The sequence below is a fragment of the Streptomyces sp. CA-288835 genome (assembly GCF_050936385.1).
Taxonomy (GTDB): domain Bacteria; phylum Actinomycetota; class Actinomycetes; order Streptomycetales; family Streptomycetaceae; genus Streptomyces.
Genome location: NZ_JBNJMW010000001.1, coordinates 3,258,943 through 3,274,289 on the forward strand (window position 1 = coordinate 3,258,943; position 15,347 = coordinate 3,274,289).

Genomic DNA, 15,347 nt, shown 5'->3' on the forward strand with positions numbered 1-15,347 from the left:
ATTTAAGGGGCTGCACCATGCAAAGCGCCGGTCCCGAAGCCCCCTTGCGGGGACAACGAGGACCGGCGCTGTGAGGTCGCTACTTCTTGGCAGCGGCAGCCTTGCCGAAGCGGGCCTCGAAGCGGGCCACACGGCCACCGGTGTCGAGGATCTTCTGCTTGCCCGTGTAGAAGGGGTGGCACTCGGAGCAGACCTCAGCGCGGATGGAACCGCTCTGGATCGTGCTGCGGGTGGTGAACGACGCGCCGCAGGTACAGCTGACCTGCGTCTCGACGTACTCGGGGTGGATGTCGCGCTTCAAGGTGTCTCCTAGTTTCGGGAGGGCACCGGGTCGCTGCCGCGGGGTGCGGAGCGTGAACCGGGGCCGACGTACCAGTCTGCCATTGACTGGCGTCATCCCCCAAAACAGGGGGCGGGGCGCTTCTATTCCAGGCTGGCATCCAGCAGCCCGTCCGGCATTTGAGGACGAGGCCGTTCAGGCCGATGGGGGTCTGGGGGCGCAGCCCCCAGCGGGGTGCAGGGGCGGAGCCCCTGGTTACGGGAAGGGGCGGGGTGGGGGAAAGTCAGCCTTAGCCGACGACGCCCTTCGCGTTGCCCGTGGCCGTGTCCTCCGTGGCCGCCTTCGGAATCGGGCGGTCGTTCTTCAAGGCCTTCCAGACCATGTCGGCCTTCGACTTCAGCATGAGGACCCGGTTGCCGTCGGCCGGGTCGTACTGGACCGGCATCGTCACCATGGTCATGTTCGAGGAGCTGATGCCCTTGAGCCCGTTGGCGAACGAGGCCAGGTCCTGGACCGACTCCAGGTCCGAGTCGGTGGTGACCGTGTTCGTCGCGGTGTCGGCGAGATCCCACAGCTTCTTCGGGCTGGTCAGTACGCCAATGTCCTTGACCTGCTCGACCAGTGCCTTGATGAACGCCTGCTGGAGCTGGATGCGGCCGAGGTCGGAGCCGTCACCGACACCGTGCCGGGTACGGACCAGACCGAGGGCCTGCTCACCGGTGAGCTGATGGGTGCCGGCCTTGAGATCCAGGTGGCTGTCCGGGTCCGAGATGTCCTTCTTCGTGGTGACCTTGACGCCACCGAGCTCGTCGATGAGCTTCTGGAAGCCGCTGAAGTCGACCTCCATGTAGTGGTCCATACGGATCCCGGTCACCGACTCGACGGTCTTCACCGCGCAGGCGGCGCCGCCGGTGGAGTACGCGGAGTTGAACATCGCGCTCGACGAGCCCTCATGGGTCTTGCCCTCGGTGTCAGTGCACTCGGGCCGCTCTATGAGGGTGTCCCGGGGTATGGAGACCACGCTGGCCTTCTTGTGACCCTTGTAGACGTGCACGATCATCGCCGTGTCCGCACGGGCAGAACCGTCGTCGACACCGCCGCCCAGCTTCTTGTTGCTGCCGGAGCGGGTGTCGGAGCCGAGTACGAGGATGTCCTGCGAGCCATTGTCGACGTCCAGGGGCCGGTCGGTGCCGAGGGCCTGGTTGATGTCGACGCTGTCGAGGTTGTTGTTGAGCCTGAAGTACATGTAGCCGAGTCCGGTACCGCCGAGGACCACGACGCCCGCCGCGACCCAGGCCGTGACGAAGAGGGCCTTGCCGCGTGTGCTGCGCGGCTTGCGGCGGCGGCCCTTGGCGCGGCGGCGCGGGCCGCCGGGGCCGGAGGCTTCCGCGTTGCCGGAATCAGGCGTGCTCTCGGCAGACATGTGCTCCTCAGTCCTCGTCCGGTCGGTTACCCCCTGTGTGCAGGGTCAGGCATGGCACGTCAGTCATGACTGGTATGTCAGGACCCGTCACGTCAGACGTTGAAACCGAAAAAAGGGTTGCACAACGCACTGTGACCACTCTGTGGGCGAATGTGAGCAACCAGTGACCTACGAGGACGAAGTCCGCCCGCTCACCTGCGATTTCAGGCCAAGTCTGCGTCCTGTTCACGGTGGGTGGCGATCTTCACAGGTGTGGCGAAGGTCTCGCGCCGGGGGCCTTCAGGAACGTACAAACGCCCTGCCGAAACGGCTTACGAAAAGGGGCTGCCCCCGTCACGGACGTGACGGGGGCAGCCCCTTTTGCGATCAGAAAACGCTGACGTCAGTCGTTGCCGTTGCCCGGCATCGGCGTCGTCTTCTGGATCTGCAGCAGGAACTCGCCGTTCGACTTCGTCTGCTTCATCTTGTCCAGGAGCAGCTCGATCGCCTGCTGCTGGTCGAGCGCGTGCAGCACCCGGCGCAGCTTCCAGACGACGCCCAACTCGTCGTTGCCGAGCAGGATTTCTTCCTTACGGGTGCTGGACGCGTCCACGTCCACCGCCGGGAAGATGCGCTTGTCGGAGAGCTTCCGGTCGAGCTTGAGCTCCATGTTGCCGGTGCCCTTGAACTCCTCGAAGATCACCTCGTCCATCCGCGAGCCGGTCTCGACAAGCGCGGTGGCCAGGATCGTAAGAGATCCGCCGTCCTCGATGTTGCGCGCGGCACCGAAGAAGCGCTTCGGCGGGTACAGCGCGGTCGAGTCGACACCACCGGACAGGATGCGGCCGGAGGCGGGGGCGGCGAGGTTGTACGCACGGCCCAGACGCGTGATCGAGTCGAGCAGTACGACCACGTCGTGCCCCAGTTCCACCAGGCGCTTGGCGCGCTCGATGGCCAGCTCCGCGACCGTGGTGTGGTCCTCGGCCGGACGGTCGAAGGTCGAGGAGATGACCTCGCCCTTCACCGACCGCTGCATGTCGGTGACCTCTTCCGGACGCTCGTCGACGAGGACGACCATCAGGTGGCACTCGGGGCTGTTGACGGTGATCGCGTTGGCGATCGCCTGCAGGATCATGGTCTTGCCGGTCTTCGGCGGGGCCACGATCAGGCCACGCTGTCCCTTGCCGATCGGCGCGACCAGGTCGATGATCCGCGTCGTCAGCACCGCCGGGTCGGTCTCGAGACGGATCCGGTCCTGCGGGTACAGCGGCGTCAGCTTGTTGAACTCCGGGCGGCCACGGCCGAGTTCGGGCGCCATGCCGTTGACGGAGTCGAGCCGGACGAGCGCGTTGAACTTCTCGCGGCGCTCACCCTCCTTCGGCTGCCGGACCGCGCCCGTGACGTGGTCGCCCTTGCGCAGACCGTTCTTGCGGACCTGGGCGAGGGAGACGTACACGTCGTTCGGACCGGGCAGGTAGCCGGACGTACGGATGAACGCGTAGTTGTCGAGGATGTCCAGGATGCCCGCGACGGGGATCAGGACATCGTCCTCGGCGACCTGCGGCTCGGCGATCTCGTCGCGGCCACGGCGGCCACGGCGGTCCCGGTAGCGACCGCGACGGCCGCGACGGCCGCCCTCGAAGTCGTCATCGTCCTGCTGCTGACGGTCCTGGCGGTCCTGACGGCCGCCGCCCTGCTGCTGGCCGCGCTGCTGGTTGCCGCCGCCCTGCTGGTCGTCGCCCTTGCCGCGGCCGCGGTCCCGGTCCCGACCGCCTCGGTCGCCCCGGTCGCGGTCACGGTTGCCCCGGTCGCGGCCCTGGCGGCCCTGGCGGCCCTCGCCACCCTGGTCACCGGAGTCGGTCCTGGCCTCGCCCTGGGGCTGGGCCTGAGCGGGAGCCTCGGTCTTCGGCTCGCTCTTCGCCTCGGCGGTGACCGTCTCGGGGCTGCCCGCATCGGCGGTGGCCCGACGACGGCGACGCTCGGCCGGAGCATCATCACTGGCCGGCTGCCCGGGAATCTCGATCTGCTGCTGGGCCACGGCCTTTTCAGCCTTCTCGGCCTTGTCTGCCTTGCCCGCGCTGTCGGCCTTCTTCTCGCTCTTCTCGGCGGGCGCTGCGGAGTCGTCCCCCGTACGAGCCTTCGAGGTGGTCCGGCGCTTCGGCTTGGTCTCGGTGGCTGCCTCGGCGGTCTTCGCCGGGGCGCCCCCTCCTGCCTGCGCCTCTTTGATGACCTCGATCAGCTGGCTCTTGCGCATGCGCGCGGTGCCCCTGATGCCGAGGCCGGATGCGACCTGCTGCAGCTCGGCCAGCACCATGCCCTCAAGGCCGCTGCCGCGGCGCCGACGGGAGCCTGAAGCACCGGTGGCAGGCGCGGCGGAGGCGTCCGTGGCGGGCGCGGCAGCGGTCTCCTCGACACGTGCGCCCATCAGATCGGTGGTGTCGCTCACGAAGGGTCCTTCCCTGGAGCGGACGTCGGCCTGTCTGGCTCGGCGACCGGTTGTGCTGTCCGGCTTCGGTCCTGTGATGTGGACCGTGCCGGGGCGGTGGTCCGCCAAAAAGGCGGAGGGCATATCTGGTGATGGCGTTTCCGGGTGCCGTGACACTGAGGTGCGGTGTCGGCCGGCTCGGTCACGCCGGTTCCGGAGCGTGCTCAGGACTGCTCAGCGCATAGCGTCCAATGCGTGGCACAAAGCAGTTTGGGAGGCTCCCGGAAAGAGGTCTGTCCCGGACGGGGACACGAAGCACCTCGCCATGGTGGGGTCGGGTGCAGACTTGAGATTAACACTACCGGATCCAACAAACATTCCCCCTCTCCAAATCCGGCAACCGTGTCAGGTGGCAAGCGGCAGCACGCTCGCTCCCTGGGCATCGAGGCTCAGCCGGTTGGCCGCCCAGCCCTCGCCGGCCAGGCGGGAGACCTTGTCGGCGGTGGCTTCGTCGGCCAGTGCGAGCACGGTGGGGCCCGCACCGGAGATCACGGCGGGGATTCCGTCGGCCCGCAGCCGCTCCACCAGGGCGGCGCTCTCCGGCATGGCCGGGGCCCGGTACTCCTGGTGCAGTCGGTCCTCGGTGGCGGGCAGCAGCAGCTCGGGGCGCCTCGTAAGGGCCTCTACGAGCAGGGCGGCGCGGCCCGCGTTGGCGGCGGCGTCGACGTGCGGCACGGTGCGCGGCAGCAGTCCGCGGGCGGTCTCGGTGAGGACGGGCTTTCCGGGTACGAAAACCACCGGAACGATGGATTCGGCGGGATCCATCCTGATGGCGCGCGCGGCACCGCTCTCCATCCAGGACAGCGTGAAACCGCCGAGCAGGCAGGCCGCGACGTTGTCGGGGTGGCCCTCGATCTCGGTGGCGAGTTCGAGAAGCGCCTCGTCGTCGAGCTTTGCGTCGCCGCCTATGGTCACGGCTCGCGCGGTGACGATGCCCGCGCAGATCGCGGCGGACGAGGAGCCGAGGCCACGGCCGTGCGGGATGCGGTTCGCGCAGACGATCTCGAGTCCGCGCGGCTGTCCGCCCAGTAGATCGAAGGCGGTACGGAGGGAACGTACGAGAAGGTGAGTCTCGTCACGCGGGAGTGTCTCGCTGCCCTCACCTGCGATGTCGATGTGCAGTCCGGAGTCGGCCACCCGGACGACCACGTCGTCGTAGAGCCCCAGCGACAGGCCGAGGGCGTCGAAGCCCGGGCCGAGGTTGGCGCTGGTGGCGGGGACGCGCACCCGGACGGCGGCGGCGCGGAACGCTGGACCGGCCATCGCTCGATGACTCTCCTTGAGCTTGAGCTGCGAGATTGTCGAGATGTGTCGAAATCCTGCGAGACGAACGGAAGATCACGGAAGACCCGGCGGCCGCAGAGACGGCGCGGCACCGCGGCATATGCGGCGGGCGGGTTACGTACAGCCTATCGAAGGAAGGTTCCGTGGCGACATAGGGCGCACGGGAGGCGCACGATGCGTGTCGTAAGCCCCTTGTGCACCCCCTGTCAGGATTTGCAGGCCGGCGAAGCCGAGCGCCGCGCTTACGCGAGGCCCAAGCGCTCCGCCGCCGTTGCCGCGTCGACCGGGACCGTGACGGGCTGCGGGGCGCCCGCGACGGCCCAGTCCGGATCCTTGAGGCCGTTTCCGGTCACCGTGCAGACGATGCGCTGGCCCGGGTCGACCTTGCCCTGCTCGGCGGCCTTCAGCAGGCCGGCGACGGACGCGGCGGAGGCGGGCTCGACGAAGACGCCCTCCTGGGAGGCCAACAGCCGGTAGGCGCGCAGAATCTCACGGTCCGTCACTTCGTCGATGAAACCGCCCGATTCGTCCCGCGCGGCCAGTGCGAGCTTCCACGAGGCCGGGTTGCCGATACGGATCGCGGTGGCGATGGTCGACGGATCCTTGACCACCTCTCCGCGCACGATCGGGGCGGAACCGGAGGCCTGGAAACCCCACATTCGAGGGGTTTGCTGCGCGACTCCGTCGGCCGCGTACTCCGTGTAGCCCTTCCAATAGGCCGTGATATTGCCCGCGTTGCCCACTGGCAGGACGTGAATGTCGGGTGCGTCACCCAGCATGTCCACGATTTCGAACGCGGCTGTCTTCTGGCCCTCGATACGCACCGGGTTGACTGAATTCACCAGCGCCACGGGGTAGTTGTCGGACAGATTGCGCGCGAGCGTGAGGCAGTCGTCGAAGTTCCCGTCGACCTGGAGGATCTTCGCGCCGTGCACGAGCGCCTGGCCCATCTTGCCGAGCGCGATCTTGCCCTGCGGGACGAGCACGGCGGAGACCATTCCGGCCCGTACGGCATACGCGGCGGCAGAAGCCGACGTGTTCCCCGTCGAGGCGCAGATGACGGCCTTCGCGCCCTCTTCCTTGGCCCGGGTGATGGCCATGGTCATCCCGCGGTCCTTGAAGGACCCGGTGGGGTTCGCGCCCTCGACCTTGAGGTGAACCTCACAGCCCGTGCGCTCGGAGAGCACCTGCGCGGGCACGAGCGGCGTACCGCCCTCACGGAGCGTCACGACCGGCGTGCTGTCGGATACCGGCAGCCGGTCCCGGTACTCCTCGATGATTCCGCGCCATTGGTGGGTCATTGCTGGTTACTCTCCTTCAACCCGCATGATGCTGGCGACACCCCGCACGGTGTCGAGGTTGCGCAGCGCCTCGACGGTCCCGTTCAGGGAGGCGTCGGACGCGTGGTGGGTGACGACGACCAGAGAAGCCTCGCCGTCCTTGCCCTGCTGGCGAACCGTATCGATCGAAACGCCGTGCTCGGCGAAAACGGTCGCGACCTGGGCGAGAACACCCGGTTTGTCCGCCACATCGAGACTGATGTGGTATCGCGTGACGACCTCACCCATCGGTGAGACGGGCAGCTGGGTGTACGCGGAGGCGCCGGGTCCGGTGGCGCCGCTGAGCCGGTTGCGGCAGACGGCCACGAGGTCGCCGAGGACCGCGGAGGCGGTCGGCGCACCGCCCGCGCCGGGACCGTAGAACATCAACTGGCCCGCGGCGTCCGACTCGACGAACACGGCGTTGTACGCGCCGCGCACGGAGGCGAGCGGGTGGGCCAGCGGAATCATCGCGGGGTGCACGCGCGCGGTGACGGACCCTCCGTCGGCGGCCCGTTCACAGATGGCGAGCAGCTTGATGGTGCAGCCCATCCCCTTCGCCGAGGCGAAGTCGGCGGCGGTGACCTCGGTCATGCCCTCGCGGTACACGTCGTCGAGCCGCACGCGCGTGTGGAAGGCGATTCCGGCGAGGATCGCGGCCTTGGCGGCGGCGTCGAAGCCTTCGACGTCCGCGGTGGGATCGGCTTCCGCGTATCCGAGCGCGGAGGCCTCGTCGAGGGCCTCCTGGTAGCCGGCGCCGGTCGAATCCATCTTGTCGAGGATGAAGTTGGTGGTGCCGTTGACGATGCCGAGCACGCGGTTGACCTTGTCGCCGGCGAGGGACTCGCGCAGCGGCCGGATCAGCGGGATGGCACCGGCGACGGCGGCCTCGTAATAGAGGTCCTTGGTCTGCTCCTCGGCGATGGCGTGCAGGCCCGCGCCGTCCTGCGCGAGGAGTGCCTTGTTCGCGGAGACGACGGAGGCGCCGTGCTCGAAGGCGGTGGTGATGAGGGAGCGGGCGGGCTCGATACCGCCGATGAGCTCGACGACCACGTCGATGTCCCCGCGTTTGACGAGGGCGGTGGCGTCGGTGGTGATGAGCTCGGCCGGGATGCCCACCCGAACCTTGTCGGGCCGCCGGACGGCGACGCCCGCCAGCTCGACGGGGGCTCCGATACGGGCGGCGAGGTCGTCGGCGTGCGTCGTCATGATGCGCGCCACCTCTGAGCCGACAACACCACAGCCCAGCAGCGCCACCTTCAGCGGACGCGTACGCATCATCCGACCTCGTTTCCTCTTACCGTCACGGTGGATCCAGTCTCACTTACCAGACGGGACTTTCTATGCCATGTCCGGATCGTGAGATGTCTATTTCATTTCTCCGGCGGCCGATCACAGGAGATCTTCCGCCGGTTGTCCGCGTACGTCAGCAGGTCATCCGGCTGCGTACGTCAGTGGCTCATCCGACATCGAGACGCAGCAGGTCCTCCTCCGTCTCCCGGCGGACGATCACCCGGGCCTCGCCGTCCCGGACCGCGACGACGGGCGGGCGCAGCGCGTGGTTGTAGTTGCTGGCCATGGAGCGGCAGTACGCCCCCGTGGCCGGCACGGCGATGAGGTCCCCGGGCGCGAGATCGGCGGGCAGGAAGGCGTCGCGTACGACGATGTCGCCGCTCTCGCAGTGCTTGCCGACGACGCGTACGAGCATGGGTTCGGCGTCGCTCACGCGGGAGACAAGGGAGACGGTGTACTCGGCGTCGTACAGCGCGGTGCGGATGTTGTCGGACATGCCGCCGTCGACGGAGACGTACGTACGCAGTCCGTCGAGCGGCTTGATGGTGCCGACCTCGTACAAGGTGAAGGCCGTCGGCCCGACAATGGCGCGCCCCGGCTCGACGGAGATGCGGGGGGTGCGGAGCTTCGCGGACTCGCACTCGCGCGTGACGATCTCGTGCAGCGCCTTGGCGATCTCGTGCGGCTCGCTCGGGTCGTCCTCGCTGGTGTAGGCGATGCCGAGGCCGCCGCCGAGGTCGATCTCGGGCAGCTCGACGCCGTGCTCGTCGCGGATCTCGGCGAGCAGCTTGACCACCCGGCGGGCGGCGACCTCGAAACCGGCCATGTCGAAGATCTGCGAGCCGATGTGGCTGTGAATCCCGATGAGTTCGAGTCCGTCGAGCGCGAGGGCCCGCCGTACGGCCTCGGCGGCCTGCCCGTCCGCGAGCCCGATGCCGAACTTCTGGTCCTCGTGGGCCGTGGCGATGAACTCGTGCGTGTGCGCCTCGACGCCGACCGTCACCCGGATCTGCACGCGCTGCCGCCTGCCGAGCGACTCGGCGATGTGCGCGACGCGGACGATCTCCTGGAAGGAGTCGAGGACGATGCGCCCCACGCCACGGCTGATGGCCTCGGTGATTTCCTCGGTGGACTTGTTGTTGCCGTGGAAGGCGATGCGGTCTGCGGGCATGCCGGCGGAGAGGGCGGTGGTGAGTTCGCCGCCGGAACAGACGTCGAGGTTGAGCCCCTCCTCGTGCAACCAGCGCACGACGGCGCGCGACAGGAACGCCTTGCCTGCGTAGAAGACATCGGCGTCGTCCCCGAAGGCGGTACGCCAGGCGCGCGCCCGCGCACGGAAGTCGGCCTCGTCGATGAAGTACGCCGGGGTGCCGAACTCCTCGGCGAGCTTCTTCACATCGATACCGCCCACGCTGACGACTCCGTCGGTCGTACGGGTGACGGTCTGCGCCCAGACCTTGGAGTCCAGGGCGTTGAGGTCGGTGGGCGGGGCGGTGTAGTGCCCCTCGGGCAGAACATCGGCGTGACGGGGCCCGGCGGGGTGTGCGGAACGGCTCATGACTTGTCTTTCTTCGGCTCTCTCAGAGGTGTTCGGGTGCGTCGATGCCGAGCAGGGTCAGGCCGCCGGCCAGCACCGTCCCGGCGGCTTCGGCAAGCGCCAGCCGGGCCCGGTGGGCGGCCGAGGGTTTCTCGTCGCCGAGGGGGAGGACACGGGTGACCTCCTGGTAGCGGAGGAAGGCGTCGGCGATGACGACGAGGTGGCGGGCCAGGTGGTCGGGGGCGTGGCGGGTTGCTGCGGTAGCGAGGGCCGGGGGGTAGGCGGCTAGGGCGGTGAGGAGGGGGGGTGGGCCCGCGTGGTCGGGGTGGTGAGGGTTGTCGGGGTGGCGCGGGTTGTCGGGGTGTTCTGAGCGTTCTGGGCGTTCTGGGCGTACGTCGCTGGGGGCGCTGTCGAAGCCCAGGTCAGCGGCGTTGCGGCTGAGGGCTCGGGCGCGGGCGTGTGCGTAACGGACCCGGAAGAGGGGGTTGCTCTCGCGCTGCACGAGGTGGTCGGCGGTGATACGGGGCCGGTCGTGGGGGGCGGGGTGGAGAAGGGCCCAGCGGGCGGCGTCGGGGCCTAGGGGGGTGGGGTCGTTGGGGGCGGGTGTGGGGTGGAGGGTTATGTCGAGGGGGGTGGGGGCCTCGGGGGCCGGTGCGGGGCGGGGGGTCACGTCGACGCGGGCAGGAGAGCCGGGGCGGCTGTGGGTGTCGACGGTCACGGCGAGGGGGGCGGACGCCTCGGGGGCCGGTACCGGGCGGAGGGGCACGTCGAGGAGGGTGGGGGCCTCGGGTGCCGGTACCGGACGGGGGTTCACGTCGAAGGGGGCGGGAGTGCCGGGTCGGCTGTGGCTGTCGACGGTCACGCCGAGGGGTTCGGCCCATGCGGGGTCCGGCTCGGTCTCGCAGGACGTGTGGACGAGGGCGCCCTGTGAGCGGAGGATGCGGGCGAGCACCTGCCCAGTGACCGCTGCCCGCACATCGCAGGGATGGTGCAGCTGCACGACCTGCCCGCTCGGCTCCTCGGCGTGCCCGTACCGAGGGCCGCGCCGCAGGATGTCCCTGACCAGGGCCTCCGCTCCCCCGTCGAGCGTGATGTTGAGGAAGCCGGGCCCGGTGATCTCGACGCGTGCGACGCCCTCGGCCTCAGTGATGAGCGGCCGCAGGATCTCGGCGACGTGACGTGGCAGACGCCCGGCGGGCCGGGCCAGCTGCAGGGCCACATTCGTGGCGTAGTCACCGCATCCCCCGGGCCCTGGCGGCGCCACCACGGCCCGCGCGGGTACGGCCACACTGAGCTCACCGGCGTCCACAGCGCGGCGCACGGCGCACAGGACGGTACGGGAGAGCTCGACGGGGGTCACGGGGACAAGCGTATGGGAGGAGGGGGGTGGGCAAGCGAGCTGATTTGGGGAGGGTCCGGGATGTGGACGGGGGGATGTGGAAGGTGCTGGACCAGGGGGGCAGCGTACGGATTCGTGGGGCGCCGACCCGCCAGGGCCGAACCGTCACCCTCCGTCTCAGTTCCTCCTCAACCGCCGGCGCGCCCCGCACGCTCCACGCGCTCGGTCCCGCCGGTGGGTCCCGAAGGCCCGAGCGGACTCCCGAGGGACGCTCCCCCGCCTTGCCGCCCACCACCGCGCCGCTCCATCAACTGCCGTACGACTTGCACGAGTTCGGCAGGCTCGAAGGGCTTGGCCAGAAAGGCGTCCACCCCCACATCGAGCCCGCTCTCGACCTCGTACTGCGAACAGGCGCTGACGACGGCGAGGGGCAGATTCCGGGTCCGCGGATCGGCACGGAGCCGGGAGGCGGTGCGGAGCCCGTCAAGCCTGGGCATCACCACGTCAAGGGTGACGACATCGGGTCGCACGTGATGAACGACATCCAGACACTCGGCACCATCAGCCGCGGTCACGACCTCGAAGCCCTCCAGCTCGAGGTTGACCCTGATCAACTGCCGGATGACCTTGTTGTCGTCCACAACAAGCACCCGACCCGACGCGCCTGGCACAACTCGAGACTAGGTCCGCACCCCCGCCCGCGTCCGGCTTTTCCCCACTTCCACCCCGCCCGCGAGCCCGCACCCCCACCCCAAAACCGGTTCCTGAACCCCCCGAAAGAGCTGGTAGGGTTCTACCCGTCGCCGCACACACAGCGCCCGACACGCCCCCGTAGCTCAGGGGATAGAGCAACGGCCTCCGGAGCCGTGTGCGCAGGTTCGAATCCTGCCGGGGGCACCCTTTCTGAGGTGCCTGAAGACCCCGTGACCAGCGTGTTCGCTGTGTGCGGGGTCTTTGCGTGTGTGGAGCCGTATGCAGCGCTGAGCGGCCCTGTGTCGGCGTCCGTGGACTATTCGGGGACACGGTGTTCGCGATGCTCTCCGCGATTGTGGTGTCAGCCGATGACGGGGCGTTCCTCGGGCAGGGTGTGTCTGCGGTCTCGTCGGCGGAGTGCGAGGGCGCTGGCTAGGGTGATCGGGCCCACGCGGCCGATGAACATCAAAGCGATGATGGTGAGTTGGCCCGCCGCGGGAAGGCCGCCGGTGATGCCGGTGCTCAGGCCGACCGTGCCCAGAGTGACGACGACCGCGAAAGCCAAGGCGACGCCGCGGGTGGGGTGGGCGGCCAGCCACAACCACCGAGTCCGCGTCGCCGCACCCACCGCCACCAGCCGCCTCCCCTACCTTGAGACCGCGGTCCGACAGCGGCTCGTCACAGAGTGCGCCCGGTGGACACGGCCGCCCCCGCACAGCATCACTGCCGGGATGGGCCTTGAGGAACGCGGCACGTCGTCAAGGAAGCCTAGAGATCGGCGCGGCCCCCCGGTCGAACCACGTCCGCCGACACCGGCTCACTCTGGAGGACAGAGGGAGGACGGAGGGGAGGGAGGTGGGCGTGGATCGTTTGGTGCCGTGGTCGTTCCGGCTCGAGCAACCCTCGTGAGCGTCAGTCCGTCTTGCTAGATGCCTAGGTCGGGTCAGTGCACTTGCTGATGTTCCGGCTCAGGGCCAGAAGACGATGTGCCGAGTGCTTAGGTGAAGGTGGAGATGACGCATCTGAACACCGTGGTGACGTGGGTTGACGCACGTGAGGGGTTGCCTCCGAGTGGTGCACCGGTGGCAGCGGCGACCACGGGCCGGTATCCGGCTGACAGCGCCACCGAGTCCGATACGGCGTTGGGTGAGGAATTTTGGCTCGTAAGGCCAATGGTGTTCAAGAATCGGCATTTCAGTGAGGACGGGGTACAGCACAGGGACTGCTTCGTCGACTCCGACGGGTTTGTCCTTTTCCCCTACGGCCTCGGCTCTGATGAAACCGTGACTCACTGGGCTGAGCTGCCCACCCTGCCGGGCGGGACGACGCACGCCGTTCTCGGGGAAGACGTGCAGCCGGCTCTCCAGAACGCGTGGAGCGCTCGTCCCGCCACCTGACCCACTGGTGTCGTGAAACGCCCGCCAGTGCGGGCGGGTCGATCGGGGCGGCGTCGGTCGTCGGGCCCGCGATCGGTTCGCTTCATCGGGGCAGGTGGGCATGATCGCCGCTGACATACTCTGCGGCATGAGATCGATGGACCCGTTCCGCAAAGAAGCCCGCAGCCGTGACTTACCGGAGGACGAGGTCGAGCGGTGGCTCGGTACGGTCCGTCCCTGCGCGAAGCTGGGCACCGCCGGTGAGGCGCCTCCGGGCAGCCCGGTAGCCGGACGGCTCGGCGGGCTGCCGCCGATGCCCAAGGACGAACCCGTTCCTCGCCTGCCGTTCCTCGCCTCGGTCGACCTCGCGGCCATCCCGCCCGGCGCGACGGACCTCCCGCTCCCGAAGGACGGCACGCTGCTCTTCTTCGCGTCCACGGAGGACCCGTGGAGCGGCCGCGCATGGTCCCGGCTCGTCTACGTCCCGGTCGGCACGCCCGTCTCCGAACGCGGGCCGGACGGCGAGTACCCGCCTCGGGTCCTCCCCACCCAAGATCTCCATCTGATGATCGAGCCCTCGCTGCCCAACCGCGGCTACGAAACCGAGGAGTTCCCGCACGCCGGCGACCTGGGCGAGGTGTGGTGGGAGACCTGCGACGAGATGCAGGCGGACGGATCGGTGCAGGTGGGCGGCTACCCCTGGGTCTGGAACGCGGATCCCACCACGGACTACGACCACGGCCCGGGCGACTGGGTGCTGCTCGCCGAAATCGGCGGCGAGGACCTGACGGAAGGTGACCTGGGCATCGTCGACTGGGTGATCCGCCGGGACGACCTGGCCGCCCGTCGCTTCGACCAGGCTCGGGCCTGCTTCGACATGAGCTGACGCAGCCTCAGGTGAAGCGCATGCCCTCGAGCCCATACCCTCGGCCCTCGCGGACGCCGCGCGGCTCGGCTCCACCCGCACGCCCCGCGCGATCAGCTCGTACAGCCTGAAGGCGTACGACCACACCCGGCCGCGAGGCTTCAGCGCACCCGTTCCTCGACGGCATCAGCGGCCTCGACGCCGAGGGCAAGCCGATGGCCGAGGCCGCACTGTTGGCCAGCTGGCAGGGGTGCTGGTGCCGCCGCGAGGACCCACCTGCGGGCACCCTGTTGCGGGAACTTGTGACACTTGCACGTGCAAGTGTCACAAGTTCCCGCAACAGCCCCCACCCCCTCCGCCGACCAGGGCCGTTCTCCGCCGTGGGCCTACCGCGATGTGGTGAGCGTGTCGGGGGCCGTGCGCGGCAACGGTGTTGATCACTATCGTGGACGGGCGCATGCCGCGAGCGTCGTACGGCGTACGTCTGCTGGGCGGGCGGGAACCGGCCTGGGCGGGGCGGGGAACGGGAGGGGTCATGATGGACGGCGGGACCGCGTCGGTGCGGTGGCGAAACGTGCTGCGTGCGGGGGCACGGGCCGTGTTGGCGGGGGTGCTCGGGGCCGTCGCCGGCATCGTCGCCTACTCGCTCAGCCAGACAGGCGGGCAGAGTCTGTCCGTGACGGTCGGAGGCCTGCTGGGCGTTGCCGCGGCCCTCGGTGCCGACCTGTACCGCCGTTCCGTGCAGTTGACCGAAGTCCGTCTCGTCCTGCCGGGCAGCGAAATGACGTTCAAGGCGAACACCGACATGCGCCAGGCAGCCCAGCGGATGTTCTTCCAGGCCGCGACCCGTATCGCCACCCGACCGCTGGAGGACGGCAGCGGCAACCTGCGCGAGGCGCTCACGTCGCTCAAGACGCTGTTCGACCTGTACCGGGAGCCCCTGGAGTCGGGTGGGGCACCGCCCCCTCCGCCACATGGCGACTCGGTGCACGAACTGGTCCTGGACATCCTCAACTTCGAGCTGGCTCCCTTTCTGGCCGAGTGGCACCCCCGGCTCCAGGCCTTCGAGCAGGCACACCCCGACCTGGACGAGTCTGCCTGGCCCGACAACGCGCTCTTCCGCCAGGAGCTGCGTACCCTGCAACAGAACCTGCGCCCCTACTTCGTGGCTCTCGGCGAGATCGCGGGACTCCGCGATCCCGAGCGTCACCTGCGCCCGTCGGCGCGCCGTACGAGTCAGCCGGCGCCCGACTCCGTACGCCCCCTGCCCGCACAACGCCCCACCACGACAGGCACGACGGGCACGACGGGCACGACGGGCACGACGGACGGGGCGTCCCCTGCCGGCCCCAATCCCGCTGGCGACGCCACGGACGACGGATCACGCAGGGATGACAGATGACGGATGATGGGGCGGTGATCCCTACACGGCCGACCAGCGCGACGCCGCGGAAAGAGCCGTCGTGCACCTTTG

General features: G+C 69.1%; 13 protein-coding genes and 1 tRNA gene. 4 read left to right on the plus strand and 10 right to left on the minus strand.

Annotation, left to right across the window (positions count from 1 at the left end; translation table 11 throughout):
• Positions 1-79: 79 nt before the first annotated feature.
• The 9 genes from rpmE to ACQEVY_RS14545 form a co-directional block, all read right to left on the minus strand.
• Positions 80-301, minus strand: a complete 222-nt coding sequence (gene rpmE, locus ACQEVY_RS14505) for a 50S ribosomal protein L31 (protein ID WP_151478101.1) — start codon at positions 299-301, stop codon at positions 80-82.
• 268 nt (positions 302-569) lie between these two features.
• Positions 570-1,703: an LCP family protein gene (locus tag ACQEVY_RS14510; RefSeq protein WP_432948459.1), complete on the minus strand. Its 1,134-nt coding sequence runs from the start codon at positions 1,701-1,703 to the stop codon at positions 570-572.
• 382 nt (positions 1,704-2,085) lie between these two features.
• The gene (rho, locus tag ACQEVY_RS14515) at positions 2,086-4,128 is read right to left on the minus strand and encodes a transcription termination factor Rho (RefSeq protein ID WP_432948461.1); all 2,043 of its coding nucleotides are present in this window, start codon (positions 4,126-4,128) and stop codon (positions 2,086-2,088) included.
• A 384-nt stretch (positions 4,129-4,512) separates the two neighbouring features.
• On the minus strand, positions 4,513-5,430 hold the full coding sequence (gene thrB, locus ACQEVY_RS14520) for a homoserine kinase (protein WP_328768607.1): 918 nt from the start codon (positions 5,428-5,430) through the stop codon (positions 4,513-4,515).
• A gap of 263 nt (positions 5,431-5,693) precedes the next feature.
• On the minus strand, positions 5,694-6,752 hold the full coding sequence (gene thrC, locus ACQEVY_RS14525) for a threonine synthase (RefSeq protein ID WP_432948464.1): 1,059 nt from the start codon (positions 6,750-6,752) through the stop codon (positions 5,694-5,696).
• Between the two features lie 6 nt (positions 6,753-6,758).
• The gene (locus tag ACQEVY_RS14530) at positions 6,759-8,051 is read right to left on the minus strand and encodes a homoserine dehydrogenase (protein ID WP_432948466.1); all 1,293 of its coding nucleotides are present in this window, start codon (positions 8,049-8,051) and stop codon (positions 6,759-6,761) included.
• A 178-nt stretch (positions 8,052-8,229) separates the two neighbouring features.
• On the minus strand, positions 8,230-9,621 hold the full coding sequence (gene lysA / locus ACQEVY_RS14535; RefSeq protein ID WP_432948467.1) for a diaminopimelate decarboxylase: 1,392 nt from the start codon (positions 9,619-9,621) through the stop codon (positions 8,230-8,232).
• A gap of 22 nt (positions 9,622-9,643) precedes the next feature.
• Positions 9,644-10,960: an ArgS-related anticodon-binding protein NrtL gene (nrtL, locus tag ACQEVY_RS14540; RefSeq protein WP_432948469.1), complete on the minus strand. Its 1,317-nt coding sequence runs from the start codon at positions 10,958-10,960 to the stop codon at positions 9,644-9,646.
• A gap of 167 nt (positions 10,961-11,127) precedes the next feature.
• The gene (locus ACQEVY_RS14545; RefSeq protein WP_432948471.1) at positions 11,128-11,580 is read right to left on the minus strand and encodes a response regulator; all 453 of its coding nucleotides are present in this window, start codon (positions 11,578-11,580) and stop codon (positions 11,128-11,130) included.
• A gap of 184 nt (positions 11,581-11,764) precedes the next feature.
• On the opposite strand from ACQEVY_RS14545, the gene ACQEVY_RS14550 reads away from it, so the two are divergent.
• Positions 11,765-11,836 (plus strand) — tRNA-Arg (locus ACQEVY_RS14550).
• A gap of 157 nt (positions 11,837-11,993) precedes the next feature.
• Here the strand turns inward: ACQEVY_RS14550 and ACQEVY_RS14555 are convergent.
• Entirely contained in the window at positions 11,994-12,266 is a 273-nt protein-coding gene (locus ACQEVY_RS14555; RefSeq protein ID WP_432948473.1) for a potassium transporter TrkG, read from the minus strand.
• A 379-nt stretch (positions 12,267-12,645) separates the two neighbouring features.
• Here ACQEVY_RS14555 and ACQEVY_RS14560 point away from each other — a divergent pair, with 379 nt between their 5' ends.
• The 3 genes from ACQEVY_RS14560 to ACQEVY_RS14570 all read left to right on the plus strand — a co-directional run bounded on the left by ACQEVY_RS14560 (position 12,646) and on the right by ACQEVY_RS14570 (position 15,275).
• On the plus strand, positions 12,646-13,029 hold the full coding sequence (locus ACQEVY_RS14560) for an AQJ64_40280 family protein (RefSeq protein WP_432948475.1): 384 nt from the start codon (positions 12,646-12,648) through the stop codon (positions 13,027-13,029).
• A gap of 127 nt (positions 13,030-13,156) precedes the next feature.
• A complete protein-coding gene (locus ACQEVY_RS14565; protein WP_432948476.1) occupies positions 13,157-13,894 on the plus strand; it encodes a DUF1963 domain-containing protein in 738 nt (245 codons plus the stop codon).
• Positions 13,895-14,330: 436 nt separating this feature from the next.
• The gene (locus tag ACQEVY_RS14570; RefSeq protein WP_432948478.1) at positions 14,331-15,275 is read left to right on the plus strand and encodes a hypothetical protein; all 945 of its coding nucleotides are present in this window, start codon (positions 14,331-14,333) and stop codon (positions 15,273-15,275) included.
• Positions 15,276-15,347 lie beyond the last annotated feature (72 nt).